At 71.2% G+C, this 24,666-nt stretch carries 23 protein-coding genes; 11 read left to right on the top strand and 12 right to left on the bottom strand.

Features of this window, described 5'->3' with window-relative positions; genetic code table 11:
- Nucleotides 1-15 precede the first annotated feature (15 nt).
- Nucleotides 16-954 carry a WYL domain-containing protein gene (locus AB0N02_RS19540; RefSeq protein WP_363948203.1) on the bottom strand — a complete coding sequence of 313 codons (939 nt, stop codon included), beginning with the start codon at nt 952-954 and terminating at the stop codon, nt 16-18.
- A 90-nt stretch (nt 955-1,044) separates the two neighbouring features.
- Between AB0N02_RS19540 and AB0N02_RS19535 the strand changes: the two genes are divergently transcribed.
- Nucleotides 1,045-1,458: a VOC family protein gene (locus AB0N02_RS19535; protein WP_363948200.1), complete on the top strand. Its 414-nt coding sequence runs from the start codon at nt 1,045-1,047 to the stop codon at nt 1,456-1,458.
- Nucleotides 1,459-1,463: 5 nt separating this feature from the next.
- Nucleotides 1,464-1,820, top strand: a complete 357-nt coding sequence (locus AB0N02_RS19530; protein ID WP_363948197.1) for a hypothetical protein — start codon at nt 1,464-1,466, stop codon at nt 1,818-1,820.
- 439 nt (nt 1,821-2,259) lie between these two features.
- Here AB0N02_RS19530 and AB0N02_RS19525 read toward each other — a convergent pair whose 3' ends face one another.
- The 3 genes from AB0N02_RS19525 to AB0N02_RS19515 form a co-directional block, all read right to left on the bottom strand.
- Entirely contained in the window at nt 2,260-3,543 is a 1,284-nt protein-coding gene (locus AB0N02_RS19525; RefSeq protein ID WP_363948194.1) for an adenylosuccinate synthase, read from the bottom strand.
- Nucleotides 3,544-3,669: 126 nt separating this feature from the next.
- A complete protein-coding gene (locus AB0N02_RS19520; RefSeq protein WP_363948191.1) occupies nt 3,670-4,089 on the bottom strand; it encodes a DUF3151 domain-containing protein in 420 nt (139 codons plus the stop codon).
- 58 nt (nt 4,090-4,147) lie between these two features.
- Complete coding sequence (locus AB0N02_RS19515; protein WP_363948188.1) at nt 4,148-4,648, bottom strand: MarR family winged helix-turn-helix transcriptional regulator; 501 nt, start codon at nt 4,646-4,648, stop codon at nt 4,148-4,150.
- A gap of 68 nt (nt 4,649-4,716) precedes the next feature.
- Here AB0N02_RS19515 and AB0N02_RS19510 point away from each other — a divergent pair, with 68 nt between their 5' ends.
- From AB0N02_RS19510 to AB0N02_RS19500, 3 genes are read left to right on the top strand one after another with little or no spacing between them, the layout of a single operon-like run.
- Nucleotides 4,717-5,502, top strand: coding sequence for an SDR family NAD(P)-dependent oxidoreductase (locus AB0N02_RS19510; protein WP_363948186.1), 786 nt, complete (start codon nt 4,717-4,719; stop codon nt 5,500-5,502).
- On the top strand, nt 5,499-6,365 hold the full coding sequence (locus AB0N02_RS19505; protein ID WP_363948184.1) for a hypothetical protein: 867 nt from the start codon (nt 5,499-5,501) through the stop codon (nt 6,363-6,365). Before AB0N02_RS19510 ends, AB0N02_RS19505 begins: the two co-directional genes overlap by 4 nt.
- Nucleotides 6,362-7,186, top strand: a complete 825-nt coding sequence (locus tag AB0N02_RS19500; protein WP_363948181.1) for a GDSL-type esterase/lipase family protein — start codon at nt 6,362-6,364, stop codon at nt 7,184-7,186. The genes AB0N02_RS19505 and AB0N02_RS19500 overlap by 4 nt, the downstream gene beginning before the upstream one ends.
- Before the next feature lie 148 nt (nt 7,187-7,334).
- Here AB0N02_RS19500 and fbaA read toward each other — a convergent pair whose 3' ends face one another.
- Nucleotides 7,335-8,357 (bottom strand): class II fructose-bisphosphate aldolase, encoded by a 1,023-nt coding sequence (gene fbaA, locus AB0N02_RS19495; RefSeq protein WP_363948178.1) that lies wholly within the window; start codon nt 8,355-8,357, stop codon nt 7,335-7,337.
- A 170-nt stretch (nt 8,358-8,527) separates the two neighbouring features.
- Between fbaA and AB0N02_RS19490 the strand changes: the two genes are divergently transcribed.
- Both AB0N02_RS19490 and AB0N02_RS19485 read left to right on the top strand, forming a co-directional pair.
- The gene (locus AB0N02_RS19490; protein ID WP_363948175.1) at nt 8,528-9,259 is read left to right on the top strand and encodes a DedA family protein; all 732 of its coding nucleotides are present in this window, start codon (nt 8,528-8,530) and stop codon (nt 9,257-9,259) included.
- 75 nt (nt 9,260-9,334) lie between these two features.
- Nucleotides 9,335-9,778, top strand: coding sequence for a hypothetical protein (locus tag AB0N02_RS19485; RefSeq protein WP_363948172.1), 444 nt, complete (start codon nt 9,335-9,337; stop codon nt 9,776-9,778).
- A 112-nt stretch (nt 9,779-9,890) separates the two neighbouring features.
- Here AB0N02_RS19485 and pyrE read toward each other — a convergent pair whose 3' ends face one another.
- Entirely contained in the window at nt 9,891-10,427 is a 537-nt protein-coding gene (pyrE, locus tag AB0N02_RS19480) for an orotate phosphoribosyltransferase (protein ID WP_363948170.1), read from the bottom strand.
- 287 nt (nt 10,428-10,714) lie between these two features.
- Between pyrE and AB0N02_RS19475 the strand changes: the two genes are divergently transcribed.
- Nucleotides 10,715-11,917: an NYN domain-containing protein gene (locus AB0N02_RS19475; RefSeq protein WP_363948167.1), complete on the top strand. Its 1,203-nt coding sequence runs from the start codon at nt 10,715-10,717 to the stop codon at nt 11,915-11,917.
- Nucleotides 11,918-12,043: 126 nt separating this feature from the next.
- Here AB0N02_RS19475 and AB0N02_RS19470 read toward each other — a convergent pair whose 3' ends face one another.
- Both AB0N02_RS19470 and AB0N02_RS19465 read right to left on the bottom strand, forming a co-directional pair.
- Nucleotides 12,044-12,676, bottom strand: a complete 633-nt coding sequence (locus AB0N02_RS19470; protein ID WP_363948164.1) for a response regulator — start codon at nt 12,674-12,676, stop codon at nt 12,044-12,046.
- Nucleotides 12,677-16,855, bottom strand: coding sequence for a HAMP domain-containing protein (locus AB0N02_RS19465; RefSeq protein ID WP_363948161.1), 4,179 nt, complete (start codon nt 16,853-16,855; stop codon nt 12,677-12,679). It abuts the gene before it with no gap.
- A gap of 121 nt (nt 16,856-16,976) precedes the next feature.
- Between AB0N02_RS19465 and AB0N02_RS19460 the strand changes: the two genes are divergently transcribed.
- A complete protein-coding gene (locus AB0N02_RS19460) occupies nt 16,977-18,515 on the top strand; it encodes a SpoIIE family protein phosphatase (RefSeq protein WP_363948159.1) in 1,539 nt (512 codons plus the stop codon).
- Between the two features lie 104 nt (nt 18,516-18,619).
- Here AB0N02_RS19460 and AB0N02_RS19455 read toward each other — a convergent pair whose 3' ends face one another.
- Nucleotides 18,620-20,386, bottom strand: a complete 1,767-nt coding sequence (locus tag AB0N02_RS19455; protein WP_363948156.1) for a prolyl oligopeptidase family serine peptidase — start codon at nt 20,384-20,386, stop codon at nt 18,620-18,622.
- A 151-nt stretch (nt 20,387-20,537) separates the two neighbouring features.
- Nucleotides 20,538-21,464 carry a putative RNA methyltransferase gene (locus AB0N02_RS19450; protein ID WP_363948154.1) on the bottom strand — a complete coding sequence of 309 codons (927 nt, stop codon included), beginning with the start codon at nt 21,462-21,464 and terminating at the stop codon, nt 20,538-20,540.
- Nucleotides 21,465-21,640: 176 nt separating this feature from the next.
- On the opposite strand from AB0N02_RS19450, the gene AB0N02_RS19445 reads away from it, so the two are divergent.
- The gene (locus AB0N02_RS19445) at nt 21,641-22,084 is read left to right on the top strand and encodes a hypothetical protein (RefSeq protein ID WP_363948152.1); all 444 of its coding nucleotides are present in this window, start codon (nt 21,641-21,643) and stop codon (nt 22,082-22,084) included.
- 42 nt (nt 22,085-22,126) lie between these two features.
- Here the strand turns inward: AB0N02_RS19445 and rho are convergent, their stop codons facing one another.
- A complete protein-coding gene (rho, locus tag AB0N02_RS19440) occupies nt 22,127-23,257 on the bottom strand; it encodes a transcription termination factor Rho (protein ID WP_363948149.1) in 1,131 nt (376 codons plus the stop codon).
- Between the two features lie 207 nt (nt 23,258-23,464).
- Between rho and AB0N02_RS19435 the strand changes: the two genes are divergently transcribed.
- Nucleotides 23,465-24,214 (top strand): MBL fold metallo-hydrolase, encoded by a 750-nt coding sequence (locus AB0N02_RS19435; protein WP_363948146.1) that lies wholly within the window; start codon nt 23,465-23,467, stop codon nt 24,212-24,214.
- On the opposite strand, the gene AB0N02_RS19430 is transcribed toward AB0N02_RS19435, so the two are convergent.
- Nucleotides 24,195-24,614 (bottom strand): hypothetical protein, encoded by a 420-nt coding sequence (locus AB0N02_RS19430; RefSeq protein WP_363948143.1) that lies wholly within the window; start codon nt 24,612-24,614, stop codon nt 24,195-24,197. The two genes, AB0N02_RS19435 and AB0N02_RS19430, sit on opposite strands and share 20 nt — an antisense overlap.
- Nucleotides 24,615-24,666 lie beyond the last annotated feature (52 nt).

The following is a 24,666-nucleotide window of genomic DNA, read 5'->3' as shown; positions in this document are numbered from 1 at the left end:
CGTCGGCGGCGAGGGCTACCGGTCCTGGTCCTGTCGGCCGTACAACGTGGTGAGCTGGGCGGCCAGCTTCGCCAACTCGTCCCGGACGGCCTGCGGGCCCTCCACGATGACGAGGTCACCCCAGCCCGCGAGCTGGCGGGCGATGTCCAGCGCGGTCGGCGCGGTGAGCGTGACACGGACCCGCTCGCCCCGGGAGACCACCTCGCAGTGGCGGCCGAAGCGGTCGCGCAGGACGGGCAGGTGGCGGGCGTCGACGGTCGCGGTGGCGGTGGTCGTCGCGCGCCGCTCCTCCATCGCGGTGACGACCTCGTCCCAGGCCGCCGTGAGGTCGAAGTTCGCCGGACGCTCGGCCGGTTCCTCCATGACCTCGGCGTCCGTGACCCGGTCGACGCGGAAGGTCCGCCGTCCGCCGGGGGTTCCGGCGATCAGGTACCAGGTGCCGTCCTTGTCGACGAGGCCGAACGGCGCGACGACGCGCTCCCGTCCGGAGTAGGTGAGGCGGGCCTTTCGACGCCGGACCACCGCGTCCTCCAGCAGATCGACGAGCACGGGCCGCGCGCGGCGGTGTTCGCCCCAGCGGGCCGGATCGACCACGACCGCGTCCGCCGCCGCCTCGGCCTCTTGCCGGAACGTCGACGGCAGGGCGCGCACGAGCTTGCGCAACGCCGTCTTGGCCTCCGGCGCGATCGCGGCGGCCGGGCCGAGCAGCAGGAACAGCGCCCTGGCCTCGGAGGCCTTGAGCCCGGACAGGTCGGTGCGGGCGCCGCCGAGCAGTGCCCAGCCGCCGCGGCGTCCGGCCTGCGGGTAGACGGGGATGCCCGCGGCCGACAGGGCCTCCAGGTCACGGCGGGCCGTGGCGACCGAAACCTCCATCTCGGCGGCGATCTCCGCCGCCGTCACCCGGCCGCGCGACTGCATCAGCAGCAGGACGGCCACCAGACGATCCGCTCTCACACGTCGACGATGCCAGAAAAGTGCTCATTTGATGAGCACTTTGCCTGGAAGCATCGATCTCACAAGCCACCGAACGGAAGGCAGAAGGACATGCTCCGCGGACTCACCACCATCAGCTTCTACGCCCATGACGTCGTCGCCGCCCGTGACTGGTACGCCGAGTTCCTCGGTGTGCGGGCCTACTTCCAGCGGCCCGAGCAGGGCGCCCCGGCCTACGTGGAGTTCCGCGTCGGCGACTACCAGCACGAACTCGGCATCATCGACGCGCGGTTCGCTCCGGACGGCTGGAGCACCGGGGACGGCGGAGCGATCGTCTACTGGGCCGTCGACGACCTGGAGGCGACCTGGGAGCGGCTGCTGGAGATGGGGGCCACCCCGTTCGAGAAGCCGACCGGGCGCGGCCCCGGGTTCGTCACCGCCTCGGTGCGCGACCCGTTCGGCAACATCCTCGGCGTCATGGTCAACCACCACTACATGGACGTCCTCGCGGGCCGGAAGGGCTGACCACGATGACCGGCAACGCCCTGCTCTTGGACGACGCCGCCGCCTGGAGGGCATGGCTCGCCGAGCACCACGAGACCGCCCGCGACGTCTGGCTGATGATCGCCAAGAAGAACGGCGACGCGACGACCGTCACCCTCGACGAGGCCTTGGACGAGGCGCTGTGCCACGGCTGGATCGACAGCCACCGCAGGGCGTTCGACGGCGACTACTACCTGCAGCGCTACTCGCCGCGCACCCGCCGAAGCCCTTGGTCCAGCATCAACGTCGCGAAGGCCGAGGCGCTGACGGCCGCCGGCCGGATGCGCCCGGCAGGCCGCGCGGCGATCGAGACCGCCAAAACCGCCGGCCGCTGGCCCGCCTAGCACGCGCTTTGCCGCGGTATTCCGGTGGCACCCCTCGATGGCGCGGATCGGTGTGACCGGCCACACCTGCGCTGCCAACCCCGGGGTCGGTCTCGGTCCCAGCGACCTGGTGGACATCGGCTGGCATACCTTCGTTCTCCACACCCGCGAGTACGCCGACTTCTGCCAGGATGTCGCCGGCCGGTTCATCCACCACCTCCCCGGCGACATCTCCGGAGAAGCGGGGACCGGCCGCGGTCACCGGGCTGACCGCGGTCAGGACGCTGTTCGCCGCCCGCATGGCCGAGACCGGACCCGCTCACCTCCGGGCGAAGCGGCTGCGCACCGCCGCGGCCTGTCGGGCCTGGATGGATCACCGCACCGGCTGACCCCGGGTACGGCGAAGACGTCCCGCCGTACCCGAAGGGCTTCTCGTGGGCGGGACGCCGCCGTGTGTCGCCTAGATCAGGGGGTGGATCTGGAGGGTTTCGGTGCGGCCGGGGCCGACGCCGATGGCGGAGATCCGGGCGCCGCTCATCTCCTCCAGGGCCTTGACGTAGGCCTGCGCGTTGGCGGGCAGGTCGTCGAAGGACTTGGCGCCGGAGATGTCCTCCTGCCAGCCGGGGAGCTCCTCGTACACCGGCTTGGCGTGGTGGAAGTCGGTCTGGGTCATCGGGATCTCGTCGAGGCGGACGCCGTCGACCTCGTAGGCGACGCACACCGGGATCCTCTCAAGGCCGGACAGCACGTCCAGCTTGGTGAGGAAGAAGTCGGTGACGCCGTTGATCCGGCTGGCGTAGCGGGCGATCACCGCGTCGAACCAGCCGCAGCGGCGGTTGCGGCCGGTGGTCACGCCGTACTCGCCGCCGGTGGTGCGCAGCCAGTCGCCCATCTCGTCCTCGAGCTCGGTCGGGAACGGGCCGGAGCCGACGCGGGTGGTGTAGGCCTTGAGGATGCCGATCACCCGGGTGAGGCGGGTCGGCGGGATGCCGGAGCCGGAGCAGGCGCCGCCGCTCGTCGGGGAGGAGGAGGTGACGAAGGGGTAGGTGCCGTGGTCGATGTCGAGCAGGTTGCCCTGACCGCCCTCGAGCAGGACGACCTTGCCCTCGTCCAGAGCCCTGTTCAGGATCAGCGAGGTGTCGGCGATGTGCGGCTTGAGGCGCTCGGCGTAGCCGAGGTACTCCTCGAGGACCTGGCCCGCGTCGATCGCCCTGCGGTTGTAGATCTTGGTGAGGATCTGGTTCTTCTCGCCGAGGGCGACCTCGATCTTCTTCTGCAGGATGCCCGGGTCGAGCAGGTCCTGGACCCGCACGCCCATCCGGTAGATCTTGTCGCCGTAGGCCGGGCCGATGCCCCGCCCGGTGGTCCCGATCTTGGCCTTGCCGAGGTAGCGCTCGGTGACCTTGTCGAGGGCCTTGTGGTGGGGCATGATCAGGTGCGCGTTCGCGGAGATCAGCAGCCGTTCCGAGGAGACTCCGCGGGCCTCGAGACCGTCGATCTCGCTCAGCAGCACGCCCGGGTCGATGACGACGCCGTTGCCGATGACCGGGATGACATTCGGGGAGAGCACGCCCGTGGGCAGCAGGTGCAGGGCGTACTTCTGGTCGCCGATGACGACCGTGTGCCCCGCGTTGTTGCCTCCCTGGTATCTGACGACGTAGTCGACCTGGTCGCCGAGAAGGTCGGTCGCCTTACCCTTGCCCTCATCGCCCCACTGGGCACCCACGAGAACGACAGCCGGCATCGCTAATCTCCCACTGCAAAAACCAAAGCCCCTGACGCAATCGCGGCAGGGGCTCTTGCGAGGTGAGAATACCCGACCTGGTTGGAAATGGGGATCTCACGTCCTGGTCGGCGGGCTTGACGGGGGTCAGCGGCCGCTCAGTTCCTCGGCCGCCGCGGGGCTGGAGTCCTTCAGGAACTGGTGACAACGTTCCGCTTCGTCCTTCTCGCCGATGGCCTGGGCCGCGCGGCTCAGCGCGTGGAGGCACCGCAGGAAACCTCGGTTCGGCTCGTGCTCCCAGGGGATCGGGCCGTGGCCCTTCCAGCCCGCCCGGCGCAGCTGGTCCAGGCCGCGGTGGTAGCCGGTGCGGGCGAACGCGTACGACGTCACGGCGTGCCCTGCCGCGAAGTACTCGTCCGCGAGCGCGGCCCAGGCGCCCGGGTAGGCCGGGAAGCGTGCGGCGACGTCGGATGCCTGGACGCCTGACTCCAGCGCCTCCCTGGCCTCGGGCAGATCGGGCAACCGGGTCGGCGGCGGGCCGGCGAGGAGGTTCTCGTGCGATTCCATAGGACAGTCCTACCCGGTACACCGGGGTCAGGCCAAGATCGGCCCCCTGAGATGTGCCTTACTTCCGTGGCCCGCGGTAGCCGGGGTGGACGCCCGGCGTCAGGCCCTGCTGGGCCGCGATGGCCGAAAGGAGCCCGGCGAGCTGCGCGCGCTGGGTCTCGTCGAGCGCGGCGCAGATGTCGTCCTCGTGCGCCGCGCCCAGCTCGCGCATCTCGGCCATCACGCGCTCGCCCTCGGCCGTGAGGTGCAGCGCGTAGTTACGGCGGTCCTGCGGGTTCCGCCGGCGTTCGACGAGTTTCTTGCGCTCCAGGCCGTCGACCAGCGCGACGACCCGGCTCGGCACGACCCCCAGCTCCCCGGCCAGGGACTGCTGGCTGCGCCCCGGCCGTACGGCGATCATGCGCAGCAGCCCGACGTCGGAGGGGACCACGCCGAGCCCGCCGACCCGCTCGGCGAACCGCGCGGCGGCGTGCGCGCCCACCTGGGCGAGCAGGAAGGCCGTGCCCTTCGGCCTGAACTCCGGCGCTCCGTCGTGGCCGGGCTGCCGTTCTGTGCTCATGCAGCGATGGTAGTGGCAGTGAATGGTTCTGTGCTATGAATGATTCACTAAAGAGAACGGAGAGGGATGTGTTCAGCGATGCCGACGACGGCCCCCCGCGCCACCCCGCCCTGGCGGGCAAGGTAGCGGTGGTGACCGGCGGCTCACGAGGGATCGGCGCGGCCACCTGCCGCGCCCTGGCGGCCAACGGGGTCGCGGTCGCGGTGAACGGCCGCGACCGGGCGGCGATCGACGCGGTCGTCGCGCGGATCGCGGAGGAAGGCGGTACGGCGGTCGCGGCCCCCGCCGACGTCACCGACGAGGCCGAGGTACTGGCCATGCGCGAGGGGGTCGAGCGCGAACTGGGGCCGGTCGACATCCTCGCCGCGTTCGCCGGAGGGCAGGGTACGCCCGCGCCGACCGCGCGGCTCGGGGCCGCCCGGTGGCGCGAGGTCATCGAGTCCGACCTGACGTCGGTCTACCTGACGGTGGCCGCGTTCCTGCCCGCCATGGTCGAGCGGCGCACGGGATCGATCATCACCATGTCCTCGACGGCGGGCCGCCTGCCGAGCGGCGCGAACGCCGCCTACGCCGCGGCGAAGGCGGGCGTGGTGATGTTCACCAAACACCTGGCGAACGAGGTCGGCGGGCACGGCGTCCGGGTCAACTGCCTGGCCCCCTCCGCGGTGCTCAACGAGCGCATGCGGCGGTTCATGTCCGACGCGCAGCTCGGCGAACTGGCCGCGACCTACCCCCTCGGCCGCATCGGGCGGCCGGAGGACGTCGCCCAGGCCGCGCTGTACCTCGCCTCGGACGCGTCGTCCTGGGTCACCGGGGTCACCCTCGACCTGACCGGCGGGCGGGTGATCGTGTGACCGCCCCCGCCGACCGGAACGCCCCCGCCGGCCGGAACGTCTCCACCGACCGGAACGCTCCCGCCGACCGGAATACCTCCGCCGACCAGGCCGTCCCCGCGCGCACGCCCCGGCAGAACGAGGCCGGGCCGCCGCTGGGAATCCTCGGCGTCGTGTTCACCGCGCTGTTCCTCGCCGGGATCGTCGTCGCCGCGGTCGTGGCCGGCGGCGAGTTCTTCCCCTCGCCGTTCGGCTCCCCGGACGTGATCCTGGCCTACTTCCACGACCACCAGGACGCCGTGCGGGTGAGCGCGTTCCTGCAGTTCGCCGCCTCGGTCCCGATGGCGATCTACGCCGCGACCGTCTCGGCCCGCCTGCGCAACCTCGGCATCCGGGCGCCGGGCGCCACCATAGGCCTGGTCGGCGGCGCGCTGGCCGCGGTCATGCTGACCCTGTCCGCGCTGCTGTGCTGGGTGCTGTCGCGGCCGGAGGTGCTCGCCGAGCCCGCTCTGGTCCGCGCCCTGCAGGATCTCGCCTTCGTCACCGGCGGCACCGGGCACGTCGTCTTCCTGGGACTGCTCGTGGCGGGCGTCGCCGTGCCTGGGTGGCTGGCCGGGCTGCTGCCGCGTCCGTTTGCGCTGGCCGGCCTGGTCGTGGCCCTCGTGGCCGAGCTGGGCACGCTCACCCTGCTGGTCCCCGGTACGGCCGTCCTGCTGCCCGCGGGCCGGTTCACCGCGCTGGCCTGGCTCGTCGCCGCCGGCTTCCTGCTGCCCCGCACCCGGGCCAACAGGTCGGGCACGCGCCCGGCCTCCGCTGGCTCACCCGTGGCCTCCCCCGTGGGATCACCCGCGGCCTCACCGACGAGCAAGGAGACGACCCTGTGAACACCGCGCTTACCGAACGGCTGATCCGCTTCCAGCACCCGGAGAAGACCCTGCGCTATCTCGGCGGGCTCGACGACGACCGTCTCGCCGCGCTGTTCGGCCTGGAGACCGACGCCTACCGGGACGTACGGCGGGCCCACGACGACCAGGCGCGCCTGGCCGCGATCGGCCTGCTGGACGACCCCGCCTTCGCCGAGGGGATCGACCGGCTGCCCTTCGCACCCGGCCAGCGCGTCGTGGCCGTCGGCGAGAGCGTCACCGACGACCTGCTGTCCTGGTTCGAGATCCTGCGTCACGCCCTCGCCCTGCGGCGTCCCGCCGACGGGATCGTCCTGGTGAACACGGCGGTCTCCGGGCAGACGACCACCCAGGCCCTGGCGGCGCTGAACGAGGTGCTCTTCCAGCGGCCCGACTGGGTGCTGTGCATGCTCGGCGCCAACGACGTCCGGCGCCTCGGCGTGGCCGACGGGCCGACCCTGGTCACCCTCGCCGAGACCGAACGCAACCTGGGCGCCCTGCGCGACCTCGTCACCGCCCGCACCTCGGCCCGCTGGGTGTGGATCACCCCGAACCGGGTCGACGAGGAGGGGATCGCGGCCTTCCAGCCCTTCCAGCGGGCCGGGTTCAGCTGGAGCAACCGCGACCTCGACGCCGTCGGGCGGTTCGTGGCGGCCCAGCCGGAGCCCGTGGTCGACGGCCGTCTCCTCGACGCGGGGCGGGGGGACGAGCCGCTCCTCCTCGACGACGGGCTGCACCTGTCACTCGCCGGTCAGCGGGCGCTGGCCGCGGCCCTGGTCGGCACCCTCGCCGGCCGGTCCTGAGGAGCCCGGCCGCCGTCGGGGGCGTCGGCCGTGCCGCCCGCGCCCGCCGCCGGACGCCGTCACGTGACGGTCTTCCGGCGGGCGGGCGCGGCGCGGAGCCGCTCGGGTGCTCGGTGTCCGCCGCCCGGGTGAGCCCGGTGCCCGCGGATCAGGTGAGCTTGGTGCCCGCGGACTTCAGGTGCTGGCAGGCCTCGACGATCCGGGCGGCCATGGAGGTCTCGGCGGCCTTGCCGTACGAGCGGGGGTCGTAGGCCTTCTTGTTGCCGACGTCGCCGTCCACCTTGAGCACGCCGTCGTAGTTACGGAACATGTGGTCGGCGATCGGGCGGGTGAAGGCGTACTGCGTGTCGGTGTCGATGTTCATCTTGATGACACCGTAGGAGATCGCCTCGTGGATCTCCTCGAGCAGCGAGCCGGAGCCGCCGTGGAAGACCAGGTCGAACGGCTTCTCCTTGCCGTACTTGGCGCCGACGGCCTCCTGGATCTCCTTCAGCACGCTCGGCCGGAGCTTGACGTGGCCCGGCTTGTAGACGCCGTGCACGTTGCCGAAGGTCGCGGCCAGCAGGTAGCGGCCCCGCTCGCCCAGGCCCAGGGCTTCGGCGGTGGCGAGGGCGTCCTCCGGGGTGGTGTAGAGCTTCTCGTTGATCTCGCCGACGACGCCGTCCTCCTCGCCGCCGACGACGCCGATCTCCACCTCAAGGACGATCTTCGCGCGGGAGGCCTTGTCCAGCAGTTCCTGGGCGATGTCCAGGTTCTCCTCGAGCGGTACGGCGGAGCCGTCCCACATGTGCGACTGGAACAGCGGGTCCTGGCCGCGCGCCACCCGCTCAAGAGAGATGTCGATCAGGGGGCGGGCGAAGCCGTCAAGCTTGTCCTTGGGGCAGTGGTCGGTGTGCAGCGCGACCGTCACGGGGTACTTGGCCGCGACGACCCGGGCGTACTCGGCCAGCGCCGTCGCACCGATCACCATGTCCTTGACGGTGGTGCCGGACAGGAACTCGGCCCCGCCGGTCGACACCTGGATGATGCCGTCGCTCTCCGCCTCGGCGAAACCCCTGAGCGCGGCGTTGAGGGTCTGGGACGAGGTCACGTTGATCGCCGGATAGGCGAACTCACCGGCCTTGGCCCGGTCGAGCATCTCGGCGTAGACCTCTGGAGTCGCGATAGGCATTCGGTGTCATCTCCCTAGAGACGGCGGTCAGCAGCTGGCGCCGGGTCTTACAAAAGACATGGCCCAATGGTTAGTATCCCGGGTTCCTTCCCGCCCGGACAGGGCGGGCAACACTTCTGCCAGTGGGATCTCTCGATCTGGAGTCTCCGACCCGGGTAGGCTTCAGGCCGATGGACCTCCTGCATAACATCCTCGACCCCAAGTGGTGGCTCGGCCTGCTCGGCCCGTTCGCCACCATCGGGGTGCTCGGCATCATCTTCGCCGAGACCGGGCTGCTGCTCGGCTTCTTCCTGCCCGGTGACTCGCTGCTCGTCGCCGCGGGGATCTTCAGTACGGCCGAGGCGGCCAAGGCCATTCCCGGCCTCGAACCGTTGTCGTTCCCGGTGCTGCTGGTCGTGGCGCCGCTGTGCGCCATCGCGGGCGCCCAGCTCGGTCACCACCTCGGCGCCAGGTACGGCCGCAGGATGTTCGACAGGCCCGACTCCAAGCTCTTCAAGCGGGAGTACGTCGAGAAGGCCGAGCACTACTTCCAGAAGTTCGGCCCGGCCAAGGCCGTGGTGCTCGCCAGGTTCATCCCGATCGTGCGGACGTTCCTCAACCCGGTCGCGGGCATGCTCGGCATGGACCGCAAGCGGTTCTTCCTGTGGAACTGCGTCGGCGCCGTGCTGTGGACCGACGGCATGCTGATCTTCGGCCGCGTGGTCGGCTCGGCGGTGCCCAACATCGACAGGTACATCCTGCCGGGCGCTTTCGTGATCATCCTGCTGTCCGTCATCCCGATCATCCGGGAGATCATGAAGGGGCGCAAGGAGGGCCGCGCGGCCGTACCGCCGCAGGCACAGGGCAGGCACCGCCGTGCCGAGTCCGCCGCGGCGCCGAGCCACGACGACCAGTGGCGCTGACCGTTCTCCCGGGTTCCCGGCCTATCTTTCCCGGTTGGTCGTGCGCCCCGAGCCCCAGCCGCTACCCTCCACACTGTGGGACGCCACAGGTCTGATCCGATGGGCATCGCCCGCCTCGCGCTCGTGGGTCTGGCGGCGCTGGCGCTGGTCGCCCTGATCGTGGTCGGCGTCCTGTCGCTGTCCGGCGCGCTCGGCTCCGGCCCCCGGCCCGCCGTTCCGTCCCCGGTCCCCTCGTCCGACCCCTCGTCCGCCGCTGTGTCCTCCGCCCCTCCCGAGCGGGTCCCGACGGTGCTCGTCCGGTGCCTGCGGGAACGCTGCCCCACGGTCTTCCTCAGGGTCGCCGGGGGAGACGTGCTGCTCAACCGGGAGATGGTCGAAGACGAGCAGGTCCGGTTCTTCGAGCCCAGGATCGACGTGGTGCTGGCCGACTCCGCCTCCGTAGAGGTGCGGGTGAACGACATCGAACGCCCCCCGGGCGATCCCGGGGAGCGCGAGGAGTTCACGGCCTCCCGGGACTGACTCCGCCGAACCCCCGGTCCGCTCGCGCGGGGGCCGTACCTTCGCGGGCGGGGTCCCGGGCGTCCGCGGGACCGGCCGGGGTTCGCGGTCCGGGGTCCGGGGTTCGCGGGGCTCAGGCGAGGCCGAGGTCCTGGAGGCTGTAGGCCGTCAGGTACGGCAGGCCCGCCTCGGCGATCGCGGCGGCGGCTCCCCGGTCCACGACCGTGGCCACCGCCACGACCTCGGCGCCCGCCTCGCGCAGCGCCTCGACCGCCGTCAGCGGGGATCCGCCGGTCGTCGAGGTGTCCTCGACCACCAGCACCCTGCGCCCCGCCACGTCGGGCCCCTCGATCCTGCGCTGCATGCCGTGCGCCTTCTGCGCCTTGCGGACGACGAAGGCGTCGAGCGTCCGGCCGCGTGCCGCCGCCGCGTGCAGCATGGCGGCCGCCACCGGGTCCGCGCCCAGGGTCAGCCCGCCGACCGCGTCGTAGTCGAGGTCCTCCGTGAGGTCCAGCATGACCCCGCCGACCAGCGGCGCCGCCTGCCCGTCGAGGGTCACCCGGCGCATGTCGACGTAGAAGTCGGCCTCTTTCCCCGAGGACAGCACGACCTTGCCGTGCACGACGCCCTTGGCCTTGATCTCGGTCAGCAGGTTCTCACGATCGCTCATGGCAACAAGACTAGGGCGGCCCGAGCGGAGCCCGGAGCGGGCGGGGGGTGGGTTCGGGAACGACGGAAGACGCCCTCGGAGGGGGGCCGCAAGAACGGGACAAACTGGTACGGTCTGCGTGGACGCTCCGGTGTATGGTCACGCGCGGGTCGAATCGTCGGGATTCACCCTCGGACGATCAGCTGCTTGATTACCCTGAGAAAGGGCCGCCTGTTCTGGTCTCTCAGGGGTTCCTTCAGGCTTTTCTGAGCCGGAAGAGCCGGGCCACGTAGGAAGGGCGGTGTCGCGTGGATCGCTGCGCGCTGTTCGTGGACGCTGGCTACCTGCTGGCTGACGGTGCGATGGCGGTGCACGGCACCCGCCACCGCGAGGCGGTCTCCTGGGACTACCCGGGGCTGCTCAAACTACTGAACAATCTGGCCAAGGAGCGCACCGGGCTGCCGCTGCTGCGCTGCTACTGGTACGAGGCGACCGTCGAGGGCCGCCGCACCCCGGAGCACGACGCGCTGGCCGACATCCCCGGTCTCAAACTCCGCCTCTCGCGCATCCGGCCGGGCCGCCGCGAGGGAGTGGACGCCCAGGTCCACCGCGATCTGATGACCCTGGCCCGCAACAGCGCGGTCTGCGACGCGGTCGTGGTCAGCGGTGACGAGGATCTGGCGCAGGTCGTCTGCGACGCCCAGGACCTCGGCATCCGGGTCACCGTCGTGCACATCACCGCGGACGGCGGCTGGGCCGTGTCCCGCTCGCTCCGCCAGGAGTGCGACGACCTGATCGAGATCGGCGGCAGCCACCTGCGGCCCTACGTCACCCTGAACACCGGCGCGGCGGAGCCCCCCGCCCTGACCAACGGTCACCAGCCGGGCGCCAACGGCCAGGCCACCGCCTCCCTCGTCAACGGCGCCCCGCCGACCGGCCCCATGCCGGTGGCCCAGCCCTCCAGGGCGGCCCACTCACAGCCCGCGCTGCCCGCCTACCCGGGTTACTCCCCGGAGCCCCCCGCCACCGCGCCCGTCGCCGCACCGGTCCAGCCGATGCAACCGGCCCAACCGGCGCAGCCGCAGACCCCCGCCCCGCAGCCCGTCGTCTCCGGAACCCCGGCCGTTCCGCCGGTGGGCACCGCCCCGCCGTACGCCTCGCCGGGCAGCGGCGGCGTCTCCGGATACCAGCCGGGCCAGCTCGGCGCCTACACCGGCCCCCAGGCGGCTCCGGTTCCGGTCCAGGGAAGCCCGGGCGGCGGCACGACCACGCTCTCCGACGCCGTGCAGGCGGCCCACAAGGAGGGATACGACTTCGGCGAGTCCGTGGCCAAGGACGCCCCCGCCCTGTGGCTGGAGGCCGTCCTGGCCCGCAAGCCCCGCATGCCCTCCGACCTGGAGGCCCGTCTCCTGCAGGGATCCTCCCTGCCGATCGACTTCCTGCTGCACGACGAGGTCCGTCACGCGCTGCGCCGCGGCTTCTGGGACGCCCTGGAGCGCGCCCGCCGTTAGGGCCCGGCCATCCGCCGTGGTGGCCGGCGCGGCCGGCCGGTCCGGCGGGCCGTACGTCGCGAAGGTCTCCGTGGCTCCGGGAGGTCCGGGGAGAGGACCTCCCGGGGAGGCCGCCGGAGAAGGGGGTCAGGAGAGGGCGTCGAAGCCCGCTCTGAGGTGGCTGAGCCGGTGCGACAGGTCCGACAGCGGGCCGGTGAGGTTCGCGTTGCCGGACCTGCGGGCCGTCTCGACGACCCGGGAGAGCTCCTGTTCGACCGCGCTGAGCCGTCTCGACAGCTCGGGTAGCACGGCCGCCTGGGTGTCCGCGTCACCGGGGGGAAGCTCGGCGCCCAGGCGTTCACGGAGCATGCTCGCCTGTTCGGCCAGGCGGCGGTTCATGTTGTACAGCTCGACGAACACCGCGACCTTGGCCCGGAGCACCCAGGGGTCGAACGGCTTGGTGAGATAGTCGACGGCGCCGGCCGCGTAGCTGCGGAAGGCGTAGTCGGGGGCGCTGTCGACCACCGTCAGGAAGATGATCGGGATGTTGCGGGTGCGCTCGCGGCGCTTGATGTGGGACGCGGTCTCGAACCCATCCATGCCGGGCATCCGCACGTCCAGGAGGATCAGTGCGAACTCGGTGTTGAGCAGGGCCTTCAACGCCTCCTCACCGGACCTGGCCCGTACGGGCACAAGATCGAGCGAGCTGAGGATGGCCTCAAGCGCGATGAGGTTCTCCTCACGGTCGTCGACCAGGAGGATTTTGGCGCGGTCCGGCATCTATCGGGCCCCTTCGTTGGATTCGCCTGCGGGCTTGCCCCGGGTGAGCCAGCCGCGCAGCCGTTCCAGCAGACGGTCGACGTCCACGGGCTTGGGAACGTAGTCGGAGGCGCCGGAGGCGATGCTCTTCTCCCGGTCACCCCGCATGACCTTGGCGGTGAGCGCGATGATCGGCAGGTCGGCGAACTGCGGCATCCGGCGGATCGCGGACGTGGTCGCCCAGCCGTCCATCTCGGGCATCATGATGTCCATCAGCACCAGGGCGACGTCCTCGTTGCGCTCGAGCTGCTCGATGCCCTCGCGGCCGTTCTCCGCGTAGACCACCGTCGAGCCGTACCGTTCGAGCACGCTGGTCAGCGCGAACACGTTGCGGATGTCGTCGTCGACGATCAGGATCTTGGCGCCGGTGAGCGGGTCGTCGCCCTTCCACGCCGTGACCTCCTGGCGGGGGAAGTGCGAGACCGGCATCTCCTCGGGCAGCGGGATCTCCGGAAGCTCCTCCGGCTCCTCCAGCACCCCGACGATCGTCTGGCCGCGGGGCAGGGAGGTCGACGCGGCCGCGCCGCCGTCGCGTGAGGCCAGCGGGCCGACGTAGGACGGCGGGAGGTACAGGGTGAAGGTGCTGCCCTGGCCCACCTCGCTGAAGACGTGGATCTCGCCGCCGAGCAGGCGGGCGATCTCGCGGCAGATCGACAGGCCCAGGCCCGTCCCGCCGTACTTGCGGCTGGTGGTGCCGTCGGCCTGCCGGAACGCCTCGAAGATGACCTCCAGCTTGTCGGCGGCTATGCCGATGCCGGTGTCGACCACCTCGAAGGCCAGGATGCCGTCGGCTCCGCGCAGGGTGTCGTCGACGAAGGCGATGCTGCGGGGCGCGTGCAGGACGCGCAGCCGTACCTCGCCCTTGGGGGTGAACTTGATCGCGTTGGAGAGCAGGTTGCGCAGCACCTGCTGCAGGCGCTGCTCGTCGGTGCGCAGCTCCTGCGGGACCGACGGGTCGACCTCGACCGCGAACGACAGCCCCTTGTCCTGGGCCAGCGGGGCGAAGGTGGCCTCGAAGTAGTCGACGAGCTTGGGCAGGGAGATCTGCTGCGGGTGGATGTCCATCCGCCCCGCCTCGACCTTGGACAGGTCGAGGATGTCGTTGATCAGCTGGAGCAGGGCCGAGCCCGCGCCGTGGATGGTCTTGGCGAACTCCACCTGCTGGACGGTGAGGTTGCCCTCGGCGTTCTCGGTGAGCAGCTTGGCCAGCACCAGCAGGCTGTTCAGCGGGGTGCGCAGCTCGTGGGACATGTTGGCCAGGAACTCGGACTTGTAGCGGGAGGAGACCGCGAGCTGCTCGGCACGCTCCTCCAACGTACGGCGCGCCTGCTCGATCTGGAAGTTCTGGATCTCGATGGCCCGGTTCTGCTTGGCCAGCAGGGCGGCCTTGTCCTCCAGCTCGGCGTTCGAGCGGCGCAGCTCCTCCTGCTGGCGCTGGAGCTCGTCCGAGCGCTCCTGCAGCTCGGTGGTGAGGCGCTGCGACTCGGTGAGCAGGTCCTCGGTACGGGAGTTGGCGATGATGGTGTTCATCGTGACGCCGATGGTCTCGACGAGCTGGTTCATGAAGTCGTGGTGGATCTCGCCGAACTGGCTGAACGAGGCCAGCTCCAGCACGCCGAGGACCTGGGTCTCGAACAGGATCGGCAGCACCACGATCTGGGCGGGCACCGAGCTGCTGAGGCCGGTGTCCACGGTCAGGTAGCGGGCCGGGACGTCCCGCAGGACGATCCCCCTGCCTTCGAGCGCGGCCTGCCCGACGATCCCCTCGCCGGTCGCGAAGCGCTGCCGGATCCGGGAGCCGGGGCGCGCGCCGTAGCCGGCGATCAGGAGGAGGTCGTGGTCGCCGGTCGGCTCGGCCAGGTAGAAGGCGCCGTAGTGGGCGGAGACCAGCGGGGTCAGCTCGCTCATGATCAGCCTGGCGACCTCCATCAGGTCGCGATGGCCCTGCATGAGGCGGGAGATCCGGGCCAGGTTGGACTTCAGCCAGTCCTGCTCCTGGTTGGCCGTGGTGGTGTCGCGCAGGTTGGACACCATCGTGTTGATGTTGTCCTTCAGCTCACCGATCTCGCCCTCGGCGTCGACGGTGATCGAGCGGGTCAGGTCGCCCCTGGCGACGGCCGTGGTGACCTCGGCGATCGCGCGGACCTGCGTGGTGAGACGGCCCGCGAGCTCGTTGACGTTCTCGGTGAGCCGCTTCCAGATGCCCTCGGCGCCCTCGACGCGGGCCTGGCCGCCCAGCTTGCCCTCGGAACCGACCTCGCGGGCCACGCGGGTGACCTCGGAGGCGAAGGAGGAGAGCTGGTCGACCATGGTGTTGATGGTGGTCTTCAGCGCGAGGATCTCGCCCTGCGCGTTCACGTCGATCTTGCGGGTGAGGTTGCCGTTGGCGACCGCGGTGGTGACCTCGGCGATGTTGCGGACCTGGTAGGTCAGGTTGTTGGCCATGGAGTTGACGTTGTCGGTGAGGTCCTTCCACACGCCGGAGACGCCGCGGACGCGGGCCTGGCCGCCGAGCTGGCCTTCGGTGCCGACCTCGCGGGCGACGCGGGTGACCTCGTCGGCGAACATCGACAGCTGGTCGACCATGGTGTTCAGGGTGTCCTTGAGCTGGAGGATCTCGCCCTGCGCGTCGGCGGTGATCTTCTTGGAGAGGTTGCCCTGCGCCACCGCGGTGGACACGGCCGCGATCTGGCGGACCTGGGTCGTGAGGTTGTTGGCCATCACGTTGACGTTGTCGGTGAGGTCCTTCCAGGTGCCGGAGACGCCGCGCACCTGTGCCTGACCGCCCAGCTGCCCCTCGGTGCCGACCTCGCGGGCGACCCGGCTGACCTCGGAGGCGAAGGAGGACAGCTGGTCGACCATGGTGTTGATGGTGGTCTTCAGCGCGAGGATCTCGCCCTGGGCGTCCACGTCGATCTTGCGGGTGAGGTCGCCGTTCGCCACGGCGGTGGTGACCTCGGCGATGTTGCGGACCTGGTAGGTCAGGTTGTTGGCCATGGAGTTGACGTTGTCGGTGAGGTCCTTCCAGACCCCGGAGACGCCGCGGACGCGGGCCTGGCCGCCGAGTTGCCCCTCGGTGCCGACCTCGCGGGCGACGCGGGTGACCTCGTCGGCGAACATCGACAGCTGGTCGACCATGGTGTTCAGGGTGTCCTTGAGCTGGAGGATCTCACCCTGCGCGTCAGCGGTGATCTTCTTCGACAGGTCGCCCTGCGCCACCGCCGTCGCCACCGAGGCGATCGCGCGGACCTGCGTGGTGAGGTTGCCCGCCATGAAGTTGACGTTGTCGGTGAGGTCCTTCCACACACCGGAGACGCCGCGCACCTGCGCCTGGCCGCCCAGCTCGCCCTCGGTGCCGACCTCGCGGGCCACCCGGGTGACCTCCTCGGCGAAGGCCGACAGCTGGTCCACCATCGTGTTGACGGTGGTCTTCAGCTCGAACATCTCGCCGACCGCGTCGACGGTGACCTTGCGGCTCAGGTCGCCCTTCGCGACCGCGGTCGTGACCAGCGCGATGTCGCGGACCTGCGCCGAGACGCGGCTGGACATGGTGTTCACGGCCTCGGTGAGGTCGCGCCAGCTGCCCGACATGCCCCGCACGTTCGCCCGGCCGCCCAGGCGGCCCTCCGTGCCGACCTCGCGCGCCACGCGCGTCACCTCGGAGGTGAACAGCGACAGCTGGTCGACCATGCCGTTGACCGCCTTGCCGAGACGGCGCACCTCGCCGCGCGCGCCGCGTCGCAGGTCGATCCTGCGGGACAGGTCTCCCTTGGCCACCGCGTCGATCACGTCCGCCGCCCCGCTGACCGGCCCGACCAGCGCGTCGATCAACGCGTTCACCGAGTCGACGCTCTCGGTCCACGACCCCACGCCCGGCCCGGGGGTCAGACGCTCGCCGAAGCGCCCCTCCCGCACCACCTCGCGGCGCACGCGGTGCAGCTCGTTGGCGAGGTGCTCGCGGCGGTCGGCGACCTCGTTGAGCAGCAGGCGGATCTCGCTCAGGATCCCCGGGGGAGCGTGCGGCACCCGGCGCCGGATGTCACCGTCGCGCCAGGTGATCAATGTCTGAAGAATCGGCTGCAGGTCCGACTCGGTGTAACGTCGCTCCTCGACGCCAGACACGGTGTTGGCCGTGGTCATGAGACCTCCTTGACTCCCGGGGGGCGCAGCCGCGAGTCATCCCAGTCTGTCACGGTGCGCAACTCCGAGTCCCGCCTTCGATTTACCCCATGTCAGCGGCAAGTGTGGTAGGCACGGAACAGTGACCAGTGTTCCCCGCGCCGTCCTGGCCGCGACGTTCGCCCCAGGAGACACGGCCGTCCCGGCAGCCAGGCGGTTCACCTCGGAGGTGATGACCGCCTGGGCGGCCATGTCCGTGCTCCCCGACGCGGAGCGACTGGTGGGGGAGATCGTCTCCCAGACGGCCGACGTGCCGTTCGAGGTCGTCTGGAGCCATCTCGGCGACGGCCTGAGGATCGAGGTGCGGCAGAAGGGCGCGTCGGAGACGGCTCCGGGCCGTCCCGGTGTGCCGGTCGAGGAGTGGGGCGTAACCTTCACCGGACAGCAGCGTACCCACTGGGCGAGACTGAGGCTGTCGGGTTCCGCCGAGGCGCAGGTAGCGGAGTGGACAGCCGAGGAGCCGAGCCGGGGGCCGCTCTGGATGGGCTTCCTCGCCGACGCCAGTGACCTGCTGGCGGGCACGCTCAATCCCGACATGGTGCCCGCGATCATCTCCCAGATCGTGGTGCCCCGTCTCGCCACCTGGTGCGCCGTCTACACCTGGACCGACGGCGGCGGCCCGCAGCGCCCCGCCTACCTGTGGCACACCGACGAGCGGCGCATCGACGAGCTGCGCGAGGAACTCGCCACGGTCCAGATCCCGCAGGCGGGCGGCGCCATGCAGCTCGGCGACTCGCAGATGCTCGTCATCCCGCTGCTGGCGCGCGGCAGGGCGCTGGGCGTGATGTGCCTGGGCCGCCCCGACCGGTTCGCCGAGGACATATTCCAGTACGCCGAGGACATCGGCCGCCGCGCGGCCCTGGCCATGGACAACGCCCGCCTCTACGCCACCCAGGCGGCGGCGAACCGGGCGCTCCAGCGCAGCCTGCTGCCCCCCGACGAGCCCGGCGAGATCCCCGGGCTCGACCCCGCCGTCGTCTACGAGCCCGCCGGGGAGACCAACGAGGTCGGCGGCGACTTCTACGACCTGTTCGCCGCCGGCGACGGCTCCTGGAGGTTCGCGGTCGGCGACGTCTGCGGGACCGGCCCGGAGGCGGCCGCGGTCACCGGCCTGGCCCGCCACACCCTGCGCCTGCTCGCCAGGGAGGGGTACGGCGTGGCCGCCGTCCTCGACCGCCTCAACCAGGCGATCCTGGAGGAGGGCGACCGGGCCCGCTTCCTGACCCTGCTGCACGGGGAGATCAAGCCCGTGGCGACGGGGCTGGACGTGTGGATGGTCTCCGCGGGCCACCCCGAGGCCCTGCGGCTGCGGCAGAGCGGCGTCGTGGACACCGTGGTGACCTCCCAGTCGCTGCTGGGCGTCTTCCCCGAGGCGACCTTCAAGGCCCAGCTCGTCCACCTCGACCCCGGCGACGTCCTGCTCGCGGTGACCGACGGGGTGACCGAGCGGCGTCAGGGCGGCAGGCTGCTCGACGACGACGGGGGACTGGCCAAGCTGTTCGCCGAGTGCGTGGGGCTGTCGGCGCGGGCGGTCGCCGAGCGGATCCGCCGCGCGGTACAGGACTTCGCACCCGAGCCGAGCGCGGACGACATGGCGATCGTGGTCCTCCGCGCCCGGTAGGGCGTGTTTCTGCGACGTTGTGTTTCTTCGCGACGTTTCTTCGTGGTGTTTCTTCGCGACGTTTCTTCATGGCGCCCGGCGGCGTCGCGGGCCTGGGCGCGTGGTCAGCAGCCTGGCTTGATGTGCTTGCGGACGAAGTCGAGCTGGGCCGACATCTGGGCGATGCGCTCGGAGACGACCAGCGAGCCGTGCCCCGCGTCGTAGCGGTAGACCTCGTGCACGTGGCCGCGTGCGGCGAGCCGGGAGACGTAGGCCTCGATCTGCCCGATCGGGCAGCGCGGGTCGTTCTCCCCGGCCAGGATCAGCACCGGCGCCTCGACCTGGTCGACGTAGGCGATCGGCGAGCAGTTCACGTAGCGCTCGGGCTGTTCGTCGGGCGAGCCGCCGAGCAGCGCGCGGTGGTAGGCCCGCAGCGCCTCGGTCTCCTCCTGGTAGGTGGCCAGGTGGTCGGCGATGGGCACGGTGGCGATGCCCACCGACCACAGCTTGGGCTGCGTGCCCAGGCCGAGCAGCGTGAGGTAGCCGCCCCACGAGGCTCCGGCCAGCACCAGCCGGTCCGGGTCCGCGACGCCACGGTCGATCATGAGGCTCCGGACCGCGGCCACGTCGGCCAGCTCGATGTGGCCGACCTCGCCGCTCAGGGCGTCCCGCCAGGCGGAGCCGTAGCCGGTCGACCCCCGGTAGTTGACCCGGACGACCGCGAAGCCGTGGTCGACCCACGCGGCCACCTGGGGCACGAACGAGTCGTCGTCCTGCGAGCTGGGCCCGCCGTGCAGCAGGAAGATCGTGGGGAACGGCCCCGATCCGCGCTCCGGGCGCGAGACCAGCGCGTGGATGCGCCCTCCCGGGCCCTCCACGTCGACGTCCTCGACCGGCACCGACGGCGGCGAGGTCGGGCCGCCGTGGTTCATCACCACGTGGCCGCTGGTCGACCTGATCACCGGCGGGTGGGCGCCGCTCGACCAGGAGTACTCGACCGAACCGTCCGGCCGGGGCGCGGCGGCGTCGATCACGCCGTGCTGGGTCTCGATCGGGAACATCCTGCCGCCCGCCAGGTCGTAGCGGTGCAGGTAGGTGCGGCCGCGGTTGGCCCGCACGACGAGCAGCGAGCGGCCGTCGTCGTACCAGTCGGCGGTGATCTCGCCGGGGTCGCGCAGCCAGATCTCCCGCTGGTCGTCGCTCTCCGGATCCCACACCAGCGGCTCCCTGCGGCCCCTGCGCTCGTGCAGGGTGAGCAGCCTGCGGTCGCCGAGCACGGGCGCGAAGCGCAGGCCGAGCACGCCCCTGCCCTTGCCGTCGCGCAGGTCGCCGACGACGGCGCCGCTGCGCCTGAGCACCCGCAGCGCGGGGTGGCGGGAGTCGCCGTGCTCGCTGTGGCTGATCGCGATGAGGGAGCCGTCCAGGGACATGGCGGCCACGGAGGCGGCCTCGGCGTGCTCGTAGACGACGCGCGCGGGCTCGCCGGGCCGTACGACATAGATCTTGAAGCCCTCGCCGGGCCTGGCCATGCCGATCGCCGCCTCGCCCGTCGCGGACAGCCCGATCCCGGACGGGAAACCGGGCGGCAGGTCGATCGGCTCGTCGGGGCCTCCGGCGAAGGGCTGGCGCATCCAGCGGCCCCACTCGTCGCCGTCGGTGTCGGAGAACCACCAGATCCACTGACCGGTGGGGTCGATCGTGCCGTGCGAGGTGCCCTTGGGACGAGCCGTCGCCTGACGCGTCGAGCCTGCCGCGCGGTCCCAGGCGTAGATCTCCCACGCGCCGGAGGCGTTGCTCCGGTAGACGGTCCTGGCGGGAGCATGGCGCGCCCACACCGGCAGCGTCACTCGCGGCGCTCGGAACCTGGCCTGCCAGCGTTCCTCCGCCTTCATATGGCGCTTCCCCTCGTCAAGGCGTGACTTCAAGCGTCCAGGCGCGGGCTCGCCGGATTGCCGTCCAGTATGTCGCCTCCACCACTGATTTGCTTAGTTAATGTGTGGGATTTTCGGGCTAAAAGTCACGCCAGTACCGTGGATAGCGCGGCTATCTGTCAAGCGTATGACTTGATCGAAGATGCCTCTCGAAGATAGACATGTGAAAGGAAGCGGTCACCTCACTGGTTTCGGGTAGTTCCGCGATCTTTGCTCGCATGGCGCGCGGATCGGTGTGCCAGGCGCTGGGTCCCATGCCCACGACGGCCTCGACCGCCCCGTGCCCGAGCGCCATGCCGAACTCGTGGACACTCCGCCCGGTCTCCACGAAGTGTCCGCCCAGGCTCTCCGCGACCCGCCGCTCCTTCTCCTCGTCGACCGACAACAGCCCGAGACGCCCGACCAGAGGCTCCAGGTGCCGGGGTGTGGGCGTGACCACGACCAGCGTGCCGTCGCCGGCGAGCACCCTGGCGAACTCCGCCCCGTTCCTGGGGGCGAACACGTTCAGGAGCACGTCGACCGAGCCGCTCCTGAGCGGCAGCGGGCGCCACACGTCGGCCACGACCGCCCCCAGCCGGGGATGCGCCCGCGCCGCCCGCCTGATCGCGTGCTTGGACACGTCCAGCGCGATCCCGACGGCCTCCGGCAGCAGATCGAGCGCCCGCGCCAGATAGTGTCCCGTTCCCGCGCCCGCGTCCGCGACCACCCTCACCCCGGTACGGCCCGAGCCCTCGGCTCCGCCACGGTCCACGCCCTCCGCCGAGGTACGGCCCGTGCTTTCAACCCGGGTACGGCACACGTCCGCGACCGCCTCCGTCAAGGGGGCGAAGTGCCCCGCCCCGAGGAAGGCGTCCCTGGCTGCGACCATGTCCGCGCTGTCGGCCGTCCCCGGCACCCGTGAGCCGGTGAGCAGGCTGACGTATCCCTGCCTGGCGACGTCGAAGGCGTGCCCGGCGGGGCAGCGCAGGACCCGCTCGCCGAGGTCGAGGTCGCCTCCGCAGACCGGGCAGACGAGGAGTTCGACGACGTCGGCCAGCATCCGTCCATCATCCCGCGTCCCGAGGGATGACCCGGCCCCTGGTTCCCCCGGCCTCCGCTCTCCCCGGCACCCGTCCTCACGTGGTACCCGCTCTCCGGGGACTCCCCCCGGGGGCTCGGGGAGGGGGCAAACGCCGTCCAAGCCGGTTCCAAGTCGCGGGCCGTACAAATCAAGGCATGAGAAGAACATTCCTCGCCGGCGCGATCCTCGCGGCCCTCGTGACGAGCGTCTCTCCAGCGGTCACCGCCCTGCCCGCCTCGGCGAACACGGACTACCACCTGGGGCCGGTCAGGTCTTCGGGCGCCCACAGCGGCTACGCCAAGGCGACGGTCACGATCACCAGCTTCAGCGCCGAGACATTCAAGGTGTACGGCACTCTCTACGACCGCGACCCCCACCGTGACCACTGCGCCTACATCAGGGCCAGGTTCCACTACATGGGAGGCGGGACGGGATGGGCGCAGCCGCGCCGGTCCTGCGCCCCCGGCCATTCCTACAAGCTCAGCTCGGACGGCCAGATCAAGAGGGTCGACATCAAGATCTGTGTCTACGACCGCAGGTGGCGCTCACTCTCGTACTGCCAGGTCGACACGATCAGGGACGAGGACCTGGCGAACTGAGAACGGGCGCGCGGGGGCGGGCCTGTCGTCGGGGCCCGGGCGTCAGGTCACCTGGACCTGCCTGAGGAAGGCGGCGTTCGAAGGGGTCTCCCTGAGGCGGTCGGTGAGGAGTTCGAGGGCCTGCTGCCGGTCCAGAGCGCCCAGGGTACGGCGCAGCCGCGAGGTGAGGTCCCGTTCCCGGGGGTCGAGGAGGATCTCCTCCCGGCGGGTCCCCGAGGCGTCGAGGTCGACCGCGGGGTACAGGCGCTTGTCGGCGAGGGCGCGGCTGAGGCGCAGTTCCATGTTGCCGGTGCCCTTGAACTCCTCGAAGAGGCTGTCGTCCATCCGGGAACCGGTCTCGACCAGGGCGGTGGCGAGGATCGTCAGCGAGCCGCCGTCACGCAGGTTGCGGGCCGCGCCGAAGAAGCGGCGCGGCGGGAGCAGGGCCGCGGCGTCGAGGCCGCCCGCCAGGGTGCGCCCGCCGCCGGGGGCGAGGTTGTTGTAGGCCCTGGCGAGGCGGGTCAGGGAGTCCAGCAGGATCACGACGTCGTGGCCGGTCTCGGCCAGGCGCTTGGCGCGCTCGACGGCGAGCTCGGCCACGGCGGTGTGGTCGCGGTCCGCGCGGTCGAACGCCGACGCGGCGACCTCGCCGCGGATGGACTCGCGCATCTCGGTGACCTCCTCGGGGCGCTCGCCGACGAGGACGACCATGAGGTGGCAGTCCGGGTGGTTGCGGGTGATCGCGGCGGCCAGGTCCCGCAGGACCATCGTCTTGCCGGCCTTCGGCGGCGCGACGATCAGGCCGCGCTGGCCCTTGCCGATCGGGGCGAACAGGTCGATGACCCTGGTGGTCATCGACTCGGTCTCCAGCCGGATCCGGTCGAGGGGGTGGATCGGCGTCATGTCCGCGAAGTCCGGCCTGTCCCGCCAGGTCTCGGCGCCGTTGACGCTCCTCACCTCCGTCAGCCTCTCGTACGGCCTGCGCGCCCCCGCGACGACGTGGTCGCCGGGGCGCAGGCCGTACTGTCTGATCTGGGCGTGGGGGACGCGCACGTCGCCGGGAGCGGGCAGGTAACCGCGAGTTCGGAGATATCCGGTCTTGTCGCGGACGTCGAGCAGGCCGGCCACGGTCTCGACCGGGGTGTCGCTCTCGCGGGGACGGGGAGGTTTGGCAGTCGTTGTCATGGTGGTCATGGATGACCTTTCGGGCAGGGGACCACGGAGGGTCTCGCACATGGAAAACACAGGAAGGCGACCGCGCGCCTGAAAGAGGCGCGGTGGATGCCTTGAGAGAGGCGCAATGGCGCAAAAGGGGCGGAACATCGCACGCGGCCTGGCCAGCGGTGCGTCACACCCGATATCACGGTAGCACCCGTCAACACGTTTGGAACAGGAGATCGGATGCCGCATCAGCCCATAACCGTCGCCGGTGTCGAGGTGTTCCCGCTCTGTGACGCCGTGGGGCCGATGGGCGACACGATCCGGCGCCCGCTGCCGGAGATGTTCCCCGGCGGCTGTCACGGGGAGTCCGACGAGTGGGTGCTGCACTTCCATTGTTACCTACTGCGTGACGCGGCGGGCCGGACCGTGCTCGTCGACACCGGCGTCGGTCCCGAGGACTCGCTCGCGTCGAGCTGGGCCCCGGTCCCCGGAGTGCTCGGCGCCGAGCTCGCGCGGGTCGGCGTCACCCCCGGAGAGATCGACGCGGTGGTCGTCACGCACCTGCACAGCGACCACGCGAGCGGGGCCGTGGTCGGCGGGGCGCCCGTCTTCCCCAACGCCAGGCACCTGTTCCAGCGGGCCGAGATCGACACGGCCGCCGAGGAGGTCCTCGCCCGCGTCGTCCGGCCGCTGGGCGAGCGCGTCCAGGTGGTCGACGGGCGGGCGGACGTGCTCCCCGGCATCCGGCTCCTCCACACGCCGGGTCACACCCCCGGCCACCAGGTCGTCCAGGTGGGAGATCTGGTGCTGACCGGCGACGTGGTGCTGCACCCGGTGCAGCTGGCCGATCCGGCCGTCCACTACATGTACGACGACGATCCCGCGCTGGCCGCGGTCACCCGGGCGGAGCTGCTGGAGCGCGTCAGGGCGGAGCGGGGCATGATCGCCACCGCCCACTTCGCCGAACCGTTCACCCGCCTCGGCGGATGAGCGTCAGCGGCGCGGCCACCAGCGCGTACGGCAGGCCGCCGAGAAGCAGGGCGACGAGGAAGGAGTCGGGGAACCCCGCGAGGAGCAGCGTGAACTCCGCGACCAGCGCGGCCGTTCCGCCGACGAGGACCAGCACCGCCCAGACGATCCGGCCGCCGAGGGTCCGTGTCAGTCCCGAGGCTGTCGTCGTGTGCGAGGCCACGAGGAACAGTCCGTACACCGCCGCGGCGACAAAGAACGTCGTGACCGCCACCTCGTCCGAGGACATGCCGTCCCAGGCCGTGCTGAGGAGGGTGACGTAGACGGCGAAGGCGCAGAGCGTGCCCGCGAGCAGGGTCCCGGCCAGATGCGCGGTGACGACTTGCCAGCGCGCCGCGGGTCCGGGCCGGGAATCCCACACGGCGTCCGGCGTGAGAGCCTCGGTCCGATTCGATGAGCGTCCGGTATGTGAG

It is taken from the genome of Streptosporangium sp. NPDC051022 (assembly GCF_040683035.1).
GTDB lineage: Bacteria > Actinomycetota > Actinomycetes > Streptosporangiales > Streptosporangiaceae > Streptosporangium.
Note: the sequence above shows the minus strand (reverse complement) of the source record. Positions and strands in the feature narration are given on the sequence as shown.